Origin of the sequence: Pseudomonas sp. UM16, from assembly GCF_050312595.1 — a bacterium.
Taxonomy (GTDB): domain Bacteria; phylum Pseudomonadota; class Gammaproteobacteria; order Pseudomonadales; family Pseudomonadaceae; genus Aquipseudomonas.
The window spans coordinates 35,940-52,108 of the sequence record NZ_JBNPJT010000028.1; the positions used below are offsets into that span (position 1 = coordinate 35,940).

Consider the following 16,169-nt stretch of genomic DNA (forward strand, 5'->3'; position numbering starts at 1 on the left):
CGCAGAGGGCGTCACGCCTTGGGGTTATTTGGGATACAACGGCGGCAAGCTGCCGTTTTCGCTCGCGGTCGGTTGGCTATGTTCAGCCGTCGGAATGGTGCCGATCGCACGCCAGAGCTCATCACCCTGCCAATAGTGCCCGCTTTCGCTGTAGAGGGCACCGTTGAGGCCGTCCAGGGCGTCGGACAACGGCACGAAGCGGGCAGCCATTTGCGCCAGGGTTTCCGGCTGTTGTCGGGCCCAGGCATCCAGGGCCTGGCGAGTAGCCTGGGGATCGTTGGCCTGGCACGCACGTTTGAGGTCGTCCAGCAGGGTGCGCGGGCTCGGTCCAGTTTGGGCGGCGCGCAGTACAGCCGGTTGCGAGCGGGCGCGCCACCACAGGGTAAAACCGGCCAGGGTGCTCAGGGCCAGTAGCAAGGTACTCAATTGCCAGGGCCAGAGTGGGCGGGTAGTAACGCTGACCGGGTCGATGTTGGCCGGCTTGTCGGCGCTCAGGGCCGGGTTGTCCTGAATCTGCAGGCTACGTGCCGGCAAGCTGCTGTGTTCCAAGTGGTCTTCGCGGGTGTTCCACCAGAATACTTCCTGAGCTGGCAACTCCAGCGTGCCGCTGTGGGTCGGGACCAAGGCTTCGCGTTCTTCACGGATGCCGAGTAAGCCGCGGTCGTTGACCTGGTTGCGCAGTTGCGGCTGGTCCGGGTAGCGGCGCAAGCCGGTGACCTCGGTTGCTGGCAGCGGCGGCAATTGGGCGCTCGACAGGCCTTCCGCCTGTACCGTCACCGTGCGGGTCAGTGAGTCGCCGATCTGAATCTGTTGTTGCCCAGGATCCGGGCTCCAATGCTCTTCCAGGCTCAGGTTGCTGGTCGGCAACCAAGGGGCATTGGCGGGGTAGTCGGCGGGGATCGGGTTGACCGTCAGTACCAGTGGCGTAGAGCTGACCCGCACCTGCTTGCCAGCCCTGGGTGAATTAAGCTCCTGATCGGCGTCGTTCTGCGCCGCCGTGGCGCTGAATGCCAGGGCCGGGATGTTCAAGTCCCCGCTGTGCTGCGGGTAGATCGCGTAGCGCATTTCGATCACACCATGGCGTACGCCATCGATGACTTTTTCGAAGGTCCGCGACTCACCCAGAGGCTCGACCTTGGCGTTGTCGATCTGTAGCGGACTCAAACTGCTGTCATCGTACAGCGGCACCGAATGATAGATGCTCAGGGTCAGCACTGCCTGGGCCTGCACGTAGACCTCGGGTTGATCGAGGCTGGCATCGATAAACACCGGGCCGTGATTTTCGTTGCTGGCCTCTTGCGTCAGTACTTGCAGGCTGATTGGTTCGCTGCGCAATTCGCCCATTTGCAGGGCGGGGATTTCTACGCTGCCACTCTGGCGCGGCAGCAGGGTGATGATCCAGCGAGTACCGGCGACACTCTGATCGTCGAGGCTGTTCAGGCTGTTGACCTGACGGGTATCACGCACTTCGAAGTTGGCCTCCAGCGGGCTCAGGTCGGGTTTGCCGAACTGCGTCACGTCTTCGGTCTGCAAGGTCAGTTCAAGGGTTTCGCCAGCGTTTAGGCGCGCGCGGTCGACGCTGGCCAGCAGCGATGCAGCGTGCACCTGCAGGCTGAGAAAGAGGCCGAGTACAAAGACGCAGACGCGACTCATTGATGGGGTTCCTGATGTTGTTGCTGTTCGTACCAGAATTTACGTCGCAGCAGTTCGGCCGGGTTATCCGGAATCTGCCGTAGCCATTGTTCCAGAGCCTGACGCTGTTCGGCATCCAGGGTGCTGTCGAGCGGGCGCTGGGGTGGCCGTGTAGTCTGTTCGTCATCAGCATTGCTGGCCAGGTTCTGTGCCTGCTCGCTGGCATTGCTGTCGTCCTTGTTGCTGTCGCTGGGCTGTTGCGAGGGCTTTTCGCTGGCCGGGGCCTGATTATTCTGGGCGCTGCTGCTGGTGTCGGTTTGCGCGCTGGGATCGCTCTGTTGCGCTTCCTGCGCAGGTTGTTCGGGTTGTTCAGCTTGGCGCTCTTGCAGCAACTGTTCGACCAAGGCCTTGTTGCTCAAGGCCGGCTGTAATTCCGGCTGCTTTTCCAGGGCCTGCTCATAGGCATCGAGAGCGGCTTCAAGTTCCCCACTGCGGGCCAGAGCGTTACCGCGATTGTAGTGGTCGGCGGCGCTGTTGCCTTGGGCGAACAGGCGCGCTGCACCGTCGTAGTCACCCGCTTGATAAAGCGCCAGGCCTTTCCACTGGCGATCTTCAAAGTGCTGGGCGGCTTCATTGGGCCGTTGTTGTTCGAGCAGCCGCTGACCTTGTTGGTCGGGGCGTAGCCACAGGTCGTTGAACTCGAAGGCGTAGCTCGGTTGCGGCACCAGCAGCAATAGCGGCAGGCAGAACAGCCAACCGCGACGTCCGGCGCAGGCGGCCAACAGCAGCAACGGCAAAAGCAGCCAATAACCCTGGTCGGCCCAGCTGTCCAGTTGCAGGGTCTGACCATCGTCGCGCAAGCTTTTCGGGTTCTCGAACAGGCGCAAGCCGCGCAGGTCGAGGTCATCGATGCGGGCATTGCGATAACGCCCCCCGGTGTTGCTGATAAAGGCCTTGAGGCTGGCGCTTTCCAGGCGTGGCATGAGGATGCCGCCCAGATCATCTTTGAGGAATTCACCATTGGCTTGCTTGACCGGTGCGCCTTGCGCGGAGCCGATGCCAAGCATCAACAAACTCGGCCCCTGACGGCCCAGGGCCTGCTTGATACCGGCACGTTCCTGTGGGCTCAGGGACGAACCTACCAACAGTAGGCGGCCCTGACCCAAGCCGGCCTGGGCCAGCAGCGCCAGGCCTTTACGCACGGCCAGATCAGCGCGCTGCCCGGCCTGAGGCATGATCGACGGCTCGAGGGCTTCGAGCAGGTTACGGCTGGTGGCCAGGTCGTCGGACAGCGGTACCAGGGTGTGGGCACTGCCGGCATAGACGATGATTGCGGTCTGGCTGTCGCGACGATGTTCAAGCAGGTCGAGTATCTTGCGGCGGGCCTGTTCCAGGCGGTTCGGCGCGGCATCCTCGGCGAGCATTTGTGGGGTCAGTTCGAGCAGGATCACCAGCGGATCGGCGGGGCGCTGACGGGTTTCCTCCAGGCGCTGCCAACTAGGGCCAACCAGGGCCAGAACCGTGAGTAGCCAGGCCAGGCCCAGGGCAACCCATGGCAGCTTGCTGTCGCGGCCATTGCCGCCGCCCAGAAGCACGGCATGAAAGCTAGGCGGCAGGATCATCTGCCAGCGTCCGGCGCGTTTCTGCCGGTGCCAGAGCTTGAACAGCAACCAGGCAAGCAGCGGCAGGACAATCAGCCAAGCCGGGCGTAACCATTGCGGCCATAGGGCAATCATCGGCGTCTCCTCAGGCGCAGGCGCTTGAGGCGCTCACGCCATTGCGGGTGCGGCACGAGAAAGTTCGGTCGTCGCAACAGCCGCTGCAGCCAATTGTCCGGCCATTGTTCGCGTATCACCAGCAGCACGCTCAGGAACAATGCCAAGGCCAGTGGCCAACTGTACAAGGCTTGCGCCGTACGCGCCTGAGTCGGTTGCTGAGCCACCGGCTCCAGGCGGTCGAGAGCATCGTCGATATCGCGTAGCTCCTCGCCGTCACGGGCACGGAAGTAGGTGCCACCGGTCAGTTCGGCAATTTCCTTGAGTGAGGCTTCGTCCAGGTCCAGGCTCGGGTTGATCCCGAGCAAACCGGCACTGCCGGTCTCTTGCGTGTCGGCGCCGATGCCGATGGTGTAGATCCGCACGTGTTCCTGGGCGGCGAGGCGCGCTGCCGTCAGCGGGTGGATCTGCCCGCCGTTATTGGCGCCGTCGGTGACCAGTACCAGTACGCGGCTCTGCGATGGACGCTGGCGCAGGCGCTTGAGGGCCAGGCCAATGGCATCGCCGATGGCCGTGTTCTTGCCGGCAATACCGATCTGGGCTTCGTCGAGGAAGGTGCGTACGGTATGGCGATCGAAGGTTAGCGGCGCCTGCAGATAAGCCTGGCTGCCAAACAGAATCAGGCCAACACGGTCACCCTGGCGTGCTTCGAGAAAGTCACCGAGCAGAACTTTGACCAGGCTCAGACGGCTGAGCTCTTCGTCCTGCCATTGCATGTCGGGGAAGTCCATGGAACCGGAGACGTCCACTGCTATCAGCAGGTCGCGGCCGCTGGCAGCCACCGGCAAGGGGTCGCCCAGCCATTGGGGGCGGGCAGCGGCAAACAGCAGCAACAGCCAGATCAGGATGAACGGTGCTTGTTGGCGCCAGGTTGGCAGGTTCAGCCGCGCCCGGCGCCCGGCCAGACCTTCGAGTTCATCGAGGAAGCTGACCTTGAGCACCGGTTCCCCGCTGTCGGCGGCGGGCAGCAGCCAGCGTGCCAGCCAAGGTAGCGGCAACAGCAGGAAAATCCACGGCCAGGCCAGTTCAAACATGTTTGCGAATCCAGGTTTCGACCGCCTGATTGAGCCCGGCGATGGCCTTGTCGTCGAGCTTGCATTCAGGCTTGTAGGCGCCTTCAACCAGGATCATCCAGCGGGTCAGGCCGGCGGCTGGGCAGCGGTTGTCAAGAAAGGCCAGCCACTGGCGACCGTTGAGGGTATGGCTATGACTGTCTGGGTAATGATTGCGGCACAGGCGCTTGAGCAGGGCGTTGATTTGCTGCAGCCAGGCACCCGCGGGTTCGCCGTCGTAGGGTTTGGGCAGACGCGCCAGTTCTGCCAGCGCTTCGATGCGGATTGGCTCCAGCGGCAGTTCGGCGCGCACGATCAGTTTTTTGCCTGCACGCCAGTGGTGCAGACGCCACAGGCCCCACCCCAGTAATGGCAACAGCGCCAGTAACGCCCACCAGCCCGGCGCCAGCGGCCACCAGCCAACAGCGGGTGGGGCGATCAGCGGTTGCAGTTGCTCCAGTGAGCTCACTGGATTTTCCCCGGTCGTTGCGCGTTGAGGTACTCGCGCAGTTGTTCGATCATTTCACTTTGGGTGCTCAGCGGCATTAGCACCACCCGTAGTTTTTGTGCCAGCAGCTCCCAACGTTCAATGCGTGCATCGCTTTGTTGACGGTAGCTCTGGCGCAGGGTCGGGTCGAGGGTATCGAGTTCCAGTTGTGCACCGCGCTGGGCAAAACGCAGCAGGCCGGCGGCGGGCAGGGCATGGTCGAGCGGGTCAGACAGTGGCAGCAGGAGCAGGTCGCAGTGCCGCGCGAGCAAGCTCAGTTGCTGTTCTACCGTTGGACTCAAGGCACGTTCGTCGCAGATGATGATGGCCAGGCTGCCAGGGCGTAGCACTTCACGGGCGCGGCGCAGGGCCAGGCCAAGGCTGTCGGCCTGAGGCTGGGCTTCGGTATGCAGTGATTGATTGACCCGGGCCAGGCGGTTGAGCAACTGCAGCAGGCTTTGTTTGCTGCGTCGTGGCTTGATTTCGTAGTGCTCGTTGTCACCGAACACCAGGCCGCCGATACGGTCGTTGTGACCCAGCGCAGCCCAGCCGATCAGCGCCGCCGCCTGGGCGGCAAGCACCGATTTGAACATCAGGCCGGAGCCGAAGAACAGCCGTTGGCTCTGCTCGACGAGAATGAAGATCGGTCGCTCACGTTCTTCGTGGAACAGTTTGGTATGCGGCTCCTGCGTACGTGCCGTCACCCGCCAGTCGATATTGCGCACGTCGTCGCCGGCCTGGTAGACCCGCACCTGGTCGAAGTCGACCCCGCGGCCACGCAATTTCGAGTGGTGCAGGCCCACCAGCGGGCTGCGCTGGCCGGGCCGGGAGAACAGCTGCACTTCGCGCACGCGATGACGCATCTCGATCAGCTCGGCGAGGCTGATGCGGATTCCGGGCGCGGCCAGCAAGCGTTCAGGCATGGCGTCAGGCGACAGCGACGACGTCGAGAATGCGCTGGATCACCCGGTCCTGATCAATCCCGGCGGCTTCAGCCTCGAAGGACAGAATGATGCGATGACGCAACACATCGAACAACACCGCCTGGATGTCTTCGGGGCTGACGAAGTCACGACCGGCCAGCCAGGCGTGGGCCCGCGCACAGCGGTCGAGTGCTATCGAGCCACGGGGGCTGGCGCCATAGGCGATCCAGTCGGCCAGCTCCAGGTCGAATTTGGCCGGGGTCCGGGTGGCCATGACCAACTGCACCAGGTACTCCTCCACGGCATCGGCCATGTACAGGCCAAGGATTTCCTTGCGGGCGGCAAAGATCGCCTGCTGGCTGACCCGACGCTCGGGTTTGGTCTCACCATTGAGCGCTTCACCACGGGCTTGCAGGAGAATGCGGCGCTCCACCGAGGCATCCGGGAAGCCGATTTTTACATGCATGAGAAAACGGTCGAGCTGGGCTTCAGGCAGCGGGTAGGTGCCTTCCTGCTCGATCGGGTTTTGCGTGGCCATGACAAGGAACAGCGGCGACAGTTCGTAAGTGCTGCGCCCGACACTGACCTGACGCTCAGCCATGGCTTCGAGCAGCGCCGACTGTACCTTGGCCGGGGCCCGGTTGATTTCGTCGGCCAGCACCAGGTTGTGGAAGATCGGTCCTTGCTGGAAGACGAAACTGCCGGTTTCCGGGCGATAGATTTCGGTGCCGGTGATGTCGGCCGGGAGCAGGTCGGGAGTGAACTGGATGCGATGGAACTCGGCTTCGACGCCTTCGGCCAGTTCTTTGATGGCCTTGGTCTTGGCCAGGCCTGGGGCGCCTTCAACCAACATGTGGCCGTCGGCCAGGAGTACGATGAGCAAGCGCTCGACGAGCTTTTCCTGACCAAGGATCTGGGTGGAAAGAAAGGTGCGCAGCGCGATCAGCGCCTCACGGTGTTCCATCGTTGAAGATTCCTGGACAAAAGCCAGGGCGTACCGCGTCAAAGCGCCCGGGCGGGGGCTGCTACTTTAATGCATCCGGGGTTGAAAAGCATCGCGGGCCGGTAGGTGCAATTGATTCGTAGGTTCCGTCTTGCCCGGTGACGGGCAGGACGGAACCTACGGCCATCACTCAGTTCTTGAAGCTGGAATGCTTACGTCCCTGGTCACAGAAGGCGAACACCACTACCAGCACCGCTGCTACGGCCAGGATCACCGCCACGCCATCGGTGGAGTGAGTCGCCGAGCTTGCCACCAAGGCCAGGCCGCCCAGTGGCGCCAGGCCGCCGGCTACCGCAGTACCAATCTCGCGGCCGGTACCAAAGCCCGAGGAGCGGGTCTGGGTCGGGAACTGACGGCTGAGGAACGAACCCTGAGGGGCGAACATCATCGGCGCGAGGATGCCGGTGCCGATGGCGATGGCCAGGTAGATCATCATCGGCTCGCCAGTGTTGAGCAGCGCCAGGAACGGATAGGCGAACAGTACCGAGAAAGCCCCGCCAAGCATCAGCACGGCTTTACTGCTCCACTTGTCGCACAGCCAGCCGAAGAACGGTACGGCGATAATCGCCACCAGACTGGCGATGGTTACCGACAACGAAGTGACATGGGCTTCAACACCTTTGTACTGGGTCAGGTAGGCCAGCGAGAAGGTCTTGAAAATGTAGCTCAGGGCGTTGTAGCCAATGGCGACAAAGAACACCACTGCCAGACCCTTGAGGTCGTTTTTGAACAGCAGCTTGAGCGGCGATACCTGCGCTTTGCTTGGCGTCTTTTCCAGCTCTTTGAAGTCCGGGGTTTCCGGGATGCTCCTGCGCACCCACAGGCCGACTGCGACCAGCACGATGCTGCAGATGAACGGGATGCGCCAGCCACCGGAGAGCAGGAACTCGTTGCCGTTCATGGTCAGCACGTACACGGTCAGCGACGACAACAGCAAGCCCAGGTTCAGTCCCAGTGCTGGCCAGGCACCCTGGCTGCCGCGTTTGCCTTCGCTGGCGTGCTCATAGGAGGTGACCGCTGCGGCGGAAAGTTCGGCGCCCGCGCCCAGGCCCTGAATGATCCGTACCAGGACGAGAATGATCGGCGCCCAGATGCCGATGGAGGCGTAGCTGGGGATCAGGCCAATCAGGGTGGTGCACACACCCATCAGGCAGAACGTAATAACCAGTACCTGCTTGCGTCCAAAGCGGTCGCCCAGGTAACCGAACAGGATGCCGCCGAAGGGGCGGGCGATAAAGCCGATGGCGAAGGTGGAAAAGGCCAGCAACGAGGCCATGGCCGGGTTGCTCGGGTCGAAGAACACCTTGGAGAACACGATCGCCGCCATGGTGGCGTACAGGTAAAAATCATACCACTCCAGCATCGAGCCGAAGATGGTTGCCGCAGCGACTTTGCGCAGACGTTTTTTCTTCTGTTGCGGGGTTTCTGTCGCGGCCGCAGCCGTCTCATGTACCGACATAAGAGGTTTCCTTTTTGTCTTTGTAGTTATGTGTGCAGCAGGTTTTTAGCGGGTCTTGAAAATTCTCTCGGCGATCATCTGGCCGATCGGGATCGCCGACGTGGCGGCCGGTGATGGCGCGTTGCAGACGTGGACCATGCGTGGCGTTTCGGCGAACAGAAAGTCATGCACCAAGGTGCCGTCGCGCATTACCGCCTGGGCGCGGATGCCGGCTTCATAGGGCAACAGGTCTTCGATGTTCAGTGATGGGCAGTACTTGCGGCATTGCTCCAGGTAACCGCCCTTGAACAGTGAGTTCTTCATCTCGGTGGTGCCCGAACCGAGGTTGTTCCAGATGGTTTTCCAGAAGCCGGGGAAGCGTGCGTATTCGGCGACATCGCGCCAGTTCACCGAGAATTTTTTGTAGTTCTCACGGCCCAGGCCCAGCACCGCGTTAGGGCCGACGGTGACGCTGCCGTCGATCATCCGCGTCAGGTGCACGCCGAGAAACGGCAGCTCAGGGTCGGGGATTGGGTAGATCAGGTGGTTGACGATGTCGTTCTTGCTGGCTGGCAGGCGGAAGTACTCACCGCGAAACGGGATGATCTGATGGTCGATCTTGACCCCGGCCAGGGCTGCCAGGCGGTCCGATTGCAGGCCGGCGCAGGCAACCAGCTGGCGCGCGCGCCAGACCTTGTCGTCACTGCTGATGGTGACATCGTCGCCGCTCTCGACAATCGCGCGCACGCTGGTCGACAGCTGCACTTCGCCGCCAGCCGCCTGGATCACTCGGGCCATGGCCTGGCACACCTGCTTGTAGTCAACGATGCCGGTGGCGTCGAGAAACAGCCCGCCCAGGCCTACGATATTCGGTTCGCGGCGTTGCAGTTCGGCGGCGTCCAGGCGCTCGACCTTGAGGCCGTTTTGTTGCGAACGCTCGTACAGCGCGTGCATGCGCTGGACTTCCAGCGGGGTGGAGGCCACCAGCAATTTGCCGCAGACATCGAACTTGATCTTGTGCTCGCTGCAGAACGCCTTGGTTGCCTCGGCGCCACGCTTGCACAGGTCAGCCTTGAGGCTGCCGGGGGCGTAGTAGATGCCTGCATGGATCACGCCACTGTTGTGACCGGTCTGGTGCCTGGCCAGGCTAGTTTCCTTTTCCAGAATCAGCAGGGACGCGCCGGGCTGGCGTTCGAGCAGCGCCATGGCGGTGGCGAGGCCGACAATGCCGCCGCCGATGATGCAGTAGTCGTAAATCATGCAGGTGTCACCTTGGTTTGTTCTTATCAGAGAGTCTGCTTATCAGGTTGTCAGACTAAGCCAGTCAAACAAAAGGCGCTGTGTACCAGCGCCGGTTAGGTATTGCCGTTCAGGTGCTCAATCGATGCTTGGCAATTCCAGCTTCAGGCGCTTGGCTGAGGCACGCAGGTGGGCTTCGGCGCAGGCAGCGGCAGCGTGGCGATCGCCATCGACGATGGCCTGATACAGCGCCTGGTGTTCGCGGTTGGCGTCAGCTGAGCCTCCCACCGAGTGGGCGGCGGAGTTTTCCCAGGCGGTTTTGCGTGCCGCAGCCAGCTGGCCACGGAGAAAGTCGTGGAAAGCGACGAAATAATCGTTCTTGCTGGCGTCGGCAATAGCGCGGTGGAACTCGACGTCGGCGGCGGCTGCCGCGGCAAAGTCGCTGCGCTTGTCGAGCATCTCTTGCAGGGCCTTGTTCATGCGTGCCAGGTCCGCCGCATCGCGACGTTGAGCCGCCACCGAGGCGGCCTGGGTTTCGATCCACAGGCGCACTTCGAACATCTGCACCAGGTCTGGGCTGCGGCCTTGTGCAGAAGGGAAGCGGAACACCGTGCCGGTGGGCGTTTGCGAAATATACGAACCCAGGCCACGGCGGGCGATCAGCACCCCATCGGCCTTGAGCTGGGCCACGGCTTCGCGCACTACCGAGCGGCTGACGTTCAGCTGTTCGGCCAGTTGCTGCTCGGTGGGCAGGCGCGCTTCGGCCGCCAAGCGTCCGGAATCGATCTCTGCACGGATGGCACCGACGACGCGTTCAACCAGCGTGTCAGGGCGCTGAAGCTCAAGCATGGGGTATTGCTCATTAATCAGGTTGTCAGACAATGCCCTCGAGGCAGTTGCTTGTCAAGAAGCTGCAGCCGCGATTACAGCTCGCTGACGTAGGTGCCGGTGCCCTTGAGGATGTTCTGCAGGGTTTCTTCGACCTCGGCAAGGTCGGTGCCGTCGCTACTGAGGTGGATCTGCAGATGGTCGTCGCCACCGAGGGCGTCGGCATCCAGCGGTGCAACCTCGATCAGTAGGCGTTTGGCGCTGAAGGTGACCTTCAAACCTTCGACGGGGGCGTAATGCTCGTCGAGGGTAATGTCCACGCGGTCTTCGTCCGGGTAGCGGGTCATGAGAAACATCTGGCCCTTGTCGCTGTGGCAGCACAGGGTGGCCATGTTGTCTTCTTCATCATCGCAAGGGGTGGCGAAGAGCAGGGCGGTGGTCAGTTGCATGGGCGGCTCGATCAATAAGTTGAAACATGATTTTGCCAGTCTTCGGCCCCAGGATAAACGAGCAGTTGCACCTCAATGACCGAATATGTCGCAGCGCCGCAAGCAGGGGCGGGTAGGCACTCGTTAAGCTGCGCTGTCGATGGTCACCCGTAAAGACACAGCTCGCTCTGGAGCAGTCGTTTTTGCAGATGCCCATCCGTGGAATTGGTGAATGTGACTAATGAGTCGTGTTTTGCGCCTGTTCTTATGGTTTTACCGTCCTCCTGCTGCGGGTTGGCTATCGTTGATCCGTAGATGGCGGAGGCGCGCGACGCTTCACTCAATAACAAAGCCCAAGCGGAGTACCACAGATGGCGTTTTTCACCGCAGCCAGCAAAGCCGACTTCCAGCATCAACTGCAGGCGGCCCTGGCGCAGCACATCAGCGAACAGGCACTGCCACAAGTGGCGCTGTTCGCCGAGCAGTTCTTCGGCATCATCTCTCTTGACGAGCTCACCCAGCGCCGCATGTCGGACCTGGCCGGTTGCACCCTGTCGGCCTGGCGCATTATCGAGCGCTTCGATCCGGCCCATCCTGAAGTTCACGTCTACAACCCCGATTACGAGCGTCATGGCTGGCAATCGACCCACACCGCGGTCGAAGTCTTGCACCATGACCTGCCGTTTCTGGTCGACTCGGTGCGTACCGAGCTCAACCGCCGCGGTTACAGCATCCATACCCTGCAGACCACCGTTCTGAGCGTGCGTCGCGGGCCTAAGGGCGAACTGCTGGAAATTCTGCCCAAGGGCACCCAGGGCGAGGGTGTTTCGCAAGAATCGTTGATGTACCTGGAGATCGACCGCTGCGCCAACGCCGCCGAACTCAATGTACTGACCCGCGAACTGGAGCAGGTGCTGGCAGAAGTGCGCGTGGCGGTGGCCGATTTCGAGCCGATGAAAGCCAAGCTGGGTGAGCTGCTGACGCTGGTCGAACAAACCGCCTACGCCCCGGCGCAGGTCGAGAAGGCCGAGGTCAAGGATTTCCTTGAGTGGCTGTTGGGCAACCACTTCACCTTCCTCGGCTATGAAGAGTTTGTTGTCCAGGGTGATGCTCAGGGCGGCCAATTGGTCTATGACGAACAGTCGTTCCTCGGCCTGACCCGTCTGCTGCGCGCCGGCCTCACGGCTGAAGATCTGCGCATCGAAGACTACGCGGTCAACTACCTCAACGAACCGCTACTGCTGTCCTTCGCCAAGGCCGCTTACCCGAGTCGCGTACACCGACCGGCTTACCCGGACTACGTATCGATCCGCCAGCTCGACGCCGACGGCAAGGTCATCAAGGAATGCCGCTTCATGGGCCTGTACACTTCCTCGGTGTACGGCGAGAGCGTGCGCTCGATTCCGTATATCCGTGGCAAGGTGGCCGAAGTCGAGCGTCGTTCCGGTTTCGACCCTAAAGCCCACCTGGGTAAAGAGTTGGCGCAGGTTCTGGAAGTGCTACCGCGCGATGATCTGTTCCAGACACCGGTGGACGAGATGTTCAGCACCGTGATGTCGATCGTGCAGATCCAGGAGCGCAACAAGATTCGCGTGTTCCTGCGCAAGGATCCATACGGTCGCTTCTGCTACTGCCTGGCTTATGTGCCACGGGATATCTACTCCACCGAAGTGCGGCAGAAGATCCAGCAAGTGCTGATGGACCGCCTCAAGGCCAGCGACTGCGAGTTCTGGACGTTCTTCTCCGAGTCGGTGCTGGCGCGCGTGCAGTTGATCCTGCGCGTCGACCCGAAGAACCGCATCGATATCGACCCGCAGCAGCTGGAAAACGAAGTGATCCAGGCCTGCCGCTCGTGGCAGGATGACTTCGCCAGCCTGACCGTCGAGAGTTTCGGCGAAGCCCAGGGCACCAATATCCTCGCCGACTTCCCTAAAGGCTTCCCGGCAGGGTATCGCGAGCGCTTTGCGGCGCACTCGGCAGTGGTTGATATGCACCACTTGCTGGCCTTGTCCGAGCGCAAGCCGCTGGTGATGAGCTTCTACCAGCCGCTGACCCAGGCCGGTAAGCAGCAACTGCACTGCAAGCTGTACCACGCCGATACCCCGCTGGCACTTTCCGACGTGCTGCCGATCCTGGAAAACCTAGGTCTGCGTGTGCTCGGCGAGTTCCCGTACCGCTTGCGTCATGCCAACGGCCGCGAGTTCTGGATTCATGATTTCGCCTTTACCTACAGCGAAGGCCTGGACCTGGATATCCAGCAACTCAACGACACCCTGCAGGATGCCTTCGTTCACATCGTCAAAGGCGATGCGGAAAACGACGCCTTCAACCGCCTGGTACTGACTGCTGGGTTGCCATGGCGCGACGTCGCCCTGCTGCGTGCCTATGCCCGCTATCTCAAGCAGATCCGCCTGGGCTTCGACCTGGGTTACATCGCCAGCACCCTGAACAACCACACCGATATCGCTCGCGAACTGACCCGGTTGTTCAAGACTCGTTTCTACCTGGCGCGCAAGCTCACCACTGACGACCTGGACGACAAGCAGCAGCGTCTGGAGCAGGCCATTCTCACCGCCCTGGACAACGTTCAGGTGCTCAACGAAGACCGCATCCTGCGACGCTACCTTGATCTGATCAAGGCCACCCTGCGTACCAACTTCTACCAGACCGACGCACAAGGTCAGGTCAAGTCGTACTTCAGCTTCAAGTTCAATCCCAAGCTGATTCCTGAATTGCCCAAGCCTGTGCCCAAGTTCGAGATATTTGTCTACTCGCCACGTGTCGAAGGCGTACACCTGCGCTTTGGCAACGTTGCCCGTGGCGGTCTGCGCTGGTCGGACCGTGAGGAAGACTTCCGTACCGAAGTGCTGGGCCTGGTAAAAGCCCAGCAGGTGAAGAACTCGGTGATCGTCCCGGTCGGTGCCAAGGGTGGTTTCCTGCCGCGTCGCCTGCCGTTGGGCGGTAGCCGCGACGATATCCAGGCTGAGGGCATCGCCTGCTACCGGATCTTCATTTCCGGTCTGCTGGACATCACCGACAACCTCAAGGACGGCGCTCTGGTGCCGCCGGCCAACGTCGTGCGTCACGACGATGATGATCCGTACCTGGTAGTGGCTGCTGACAAAGGCACCGCGACCTTCTCCGACATCGCCAACGGCATTGCCATCGACTACGGCTTCTGGCTCGGCGATGCCTTCGCCTCCGGTGGCTCGGCCGGTTATGACCACAAGAAGATGGGCATCACCGCCCGTGGTGCCTGGGTCGGCGTGCAACGCCACTTCCGTGAGCGTGGCATTAATGTCCAGGAAGACCCGATCACCGTGGTCGGCGTCGGCGACATGGCCGGTGACGTGTTCGGCAACGGCTTGCTGATGTCCGACAAACTGCAACTGGTGGCTGCGTTCAACCACCTGCACATCTTCATCGATCCGAACCCGGAGCCGGCCAGCAGTTTTGCTGAGCGCAAACGCCTGTTCGACCTGCCGCGCTCAGCTTGGAGCGACTACGACACCAGCATCATGTCCGAAGGCGGCGGGATCTTCCCGCGCAGCGCGAAAAGCATCGCCATTACCGCGCAGATGAAAGAACGCTTCGCCATCGAAGCCGACAAACTGACCCCGACCGAGCTGCTCAATGCCTTGCTCAAGGCACCGGTGGACTTGCTCTGGAACGGCGGTATCGGTACCTACGTCAAGTCCAGTGAAGAAAGCCATGCTGATGTCGGCGACAAGGCCAACGACGCCCTGCGCGTTGACGGTGATGAGCTGCGCTGCAAGGTGGTGGGTGAGGGCGGTAACCTCGGCATGACCCAGCTGGGCCGGGTCGAATTCGGCCTCAACGGCGGTGCTACCAACACCGACTTCATCGACAACGCCGGTGGTGTGGACTGCTCCGATCACGAGGTCAATATCAAGATCCTGCTCAATGAAGTGGTGCAGGCTGGCGATATGACCGAGAAGCAGCGTAACCAGCTGCTGGGCAGCATGACCGAGGAAGTTTCCGGCCTGGTGCTGGGCAACAACTACAAGCAGACCCAGGCATTGTCCCTGGCGGCGCGTCGGGCTCGCGAGCGCATCGCCGAGTACAAGCGGCTGATGGCTGATCTGGAAAGCCGTGGCAAGCTGGACCGGGCCATCGAGTTCCTGCCGACTGAAGAACAGCTGGCCGAGCGTCTGGCGGCCAACCAGGGCCTGACCCGTGCGGAGCTGTCGGTACTGATCTCGTACAGCAAGATCGACCTCAAGGAAGCGTTGCTCAAGTCCTTGGTGCCGGATGACGACTACTTGACCCGTGACATGGAAACCGCGTTCCCGCCGTCGCTGGTGAGCAAATTCGCCGAGGCCATGCGTCGTCACCGCCTTAAGCGCGAAATCGTCAGCACCCAGATCGCCAACGATCTGGTCAACAACATGGGCATCACCTTCGTTCAGCGCCTGAAAGAGTCCACCGGCATGAGCCCGGCGAACGTTGCCGGTGCTTACGTGATCGTGCGTGACATCTTCCACTTGCCGCACTGGTTCCGCCAGATCGAGGCGCTGGACTATCAGGTGCCGGCGGAAATCCAGCTGACCCTGATGGACGAGTTGATGCGTCTGGGTCGCCGGGCAACCCGCTGGTTCCTGCGTAGCCGTCGCAACGAGCAGGATGCTGGGCGTGACGTAGCGCATTTCGGGCCGAAGATCGCCGCCTTGGGCCTGAAACTTGATGAGCTGCTGGAAGGGCCGACCCGCGAGCGCTGGATGACCCGTTACCAAGGTTTTGTCGAAGCGGGCGTACCAGAACTGTTGGCGCGCATGGTCGCGGGGACTACGCACCTGTATACCCTGTTGCCGATCATTGAAGCGTCCGACGTCACTGGCCAGGATCCGGCTGAAGTGGCCAAGGCCTTCTTCGCCGTTGGCAGCGCCCTGGACCTGACCTGGTACCTGCAGGAAATCAGCAACCTGCCGGTGGAAAACAACTGGCAGGCCCTGGCTCGCGAGTCGTTTCGCGATGATATCGACCTGCAGCAGCGGGCGATCACCATCTCGGTCCTGCAGATGGCCGATGCGCCAGCAGACATGGACGCCCGAGTGGCATTGTGGCTGGAGCAGCACCGGGTGATGGTCGAGCGCTGGCGCGCCATGCTCGACGATCTGCGTGCCGCTACCGGTACCGATTACGCCATGTATGCGGTGGCCAACCGCGAGCTGGTGGATCTGGCCATGAGCGGGCAGGCAGTGGTGATGCCTTCCTGAGTCTGAGCTGAAACCAAGGCCCCGGCATATGCCGGGGCTTTTTTTTGACCTTGTGGGAGCAACTGTCTTCACCATGCTATTCGTCACCGCCATTCGGTACCGTCGCGTAGCATGGCGTTCAGCCTGA

Annotated in this window: 11 protein-coding genes; 1 reads left to right on the forward strand and 10 read right to left on the reverse strand. The window is 61.7% G+C overall.

Going from position 1 to position 16,169, the window contains the following annotated elements; genetic code table 11:
- Positions 1-24: 24 nt before the first annotated feature.
- The 10 genes from ACQRAX_RS24100 to ACQRAX_RS24145 all read right to left on the reverse strand — a co-directional run bounded on the left by ACQRAX_RS24100 (position 25) and on the right by ACQRAX_RS24145 (position 10,826).
- Positions 25-1,653 (reverse strand): BatD family protein, encoded by a 1,629-nt coding sequence (locus ACQRAX_RS24100; RefSeq protein WP_412040665.1) that lies wholly within the window; start codon positions 1,651-1,653, stop codon positions 25-27.
- Positions 1,650-3,368: a tetratricopeptide repeat protein gene (locus tag ACQRAX_RS24105; RefSeq protein ID WP_412040664.1), complete on the reverse strand. Its 1,719-nt coding sequence runs from the start codon at positions 3,366-3,368 to the stop codon at positions 1,650-1,652. Before ACQRAX_RS24105 ends, ACQRAX_RS24100 begins: the two co-directional genes overlap by 4 nt.
- The gene (locus ACQRAX_RS24110; protein ID WP_412040663.1) at positions 3,365-4,441 is read right to left on the reverse strand and encodes a vWA domain-containing protein; all 1,077 of its coding nucleotides are present in this window, start codon (positions 4,439-4,441) and stop codon (positions 3,365-3,367) included. Before ACQRAX_RS24110 ends, ACQRAX_RS24105 begins: the two co-directional genes overlap by 4 nt.
- Positions 4,434-4,928: a DUF4381 domain-containing protein gene (locus ACQRAX_RS24115; protein WP_412040662.1), complete on the reverse strand. Its 495-nt coding sequence runs from the start codon at positions 4,926-4,928 to the stop codon at positions 4,434-4,436. Before ACQRAX_RS24115 ends, ACQRAX_RS24110 begins: the two co-directional genes overlap by 8 nt.
- Positions 4,925-5,869 (reverse strand): DUF58 domain-containing protein, encoded by a 945-nt coding sequence (locus ACQRAX_RS24120; protein WP_412040661.1) that lies wholly within the window; start codon positions 5,867-5,869, stop codon positions 4,925-4,927. The genes ACQRAX_RS24115 and ACQRAX_RS24120 overlap by 4 nt, the downstream gene beginning before the upstream one ends.
- A gap of 4 nt (positions 5,870-5,873) precedes the next feature.
- A complete protein-coding gene (locus ACQRAX_RS24125) occupies positions 5,874-6,833 on the reverse strand; it encodes an AAA family ATPase (RefSeq protein WP_412040660.1) in 960 nt (319 codons plus the stop codon).
- A gap of 169 nt (positions 6,834-7,002) precedes the next feature.
- Positions 7,003-8,331 (reverse strand): MFS transporter, encoded by a 1,329-nt coding sequence (locus ACQRAX_RS24130; protein ID WP_412040659.1) that lies wholly within the window; start codon positions 8,329-8,331, stop codon positions 7,003-7,005.
- Positions 8,332-8,376: 45 nt separating this feature from the next.
- On the reverse strand, positions 8,377-9,570 hold the full coding sequence (gene lhgO / locus ACQRAX_RS24135; RefSeq protein ID WP_412040658.1) for an L-2-hydroxyglutarate oxidase: 1,194 nt from the start codon (positions 9,568-9,570) through the stop codon (positions 8,377-8,379).
- Positions 9,571-9,687: 117 nt separating this feature from the next.
- Positions 9,688-10,398: a FadR/GntR family transcriptional regulator gene (locus tag ACQRAX_RS24140; protein ID WP_045187316.1), complete on the reverse strand. Its 711-nt coding sequence runs from the start codon at positions 10,396-10,398 to the stop codon at positions 9,688-9,690.
- A gap of 74 nt (positions 10,399-10,472) precedes the next feature.
- Positions 10,473-10,826 (reverse strand): hypothetical protein, encoded by a 354-nt coding sequence (locus ACQRAX_RS24145; RefSeq protein WP_412040657.1) that lies wholly within the window; start codon positions 10,824-10,826, stop codon positions 10,473-10,475.
- Between the two features lie 350 nt (positions 10,827-11,176).
- Between ACQRAX_RS24145 and ACQRAX_RS24150 the strand changes: the two genes are divergently transcribed.
- Positions 11,177-16,042 (forward strand): NAD-glutamate dehydrogenase, encoded by a 4,866-nt coding sequence (locus tag ACQRAX_RS24150; protein WP_412040656.1) that lies wholly within the window; start codon positions 11,177-11,179, stop codon positions 16,040-16,042.
- The last annotated feature ends 127 nt before the right edge of the window (positions 16,043-16,169 follow it).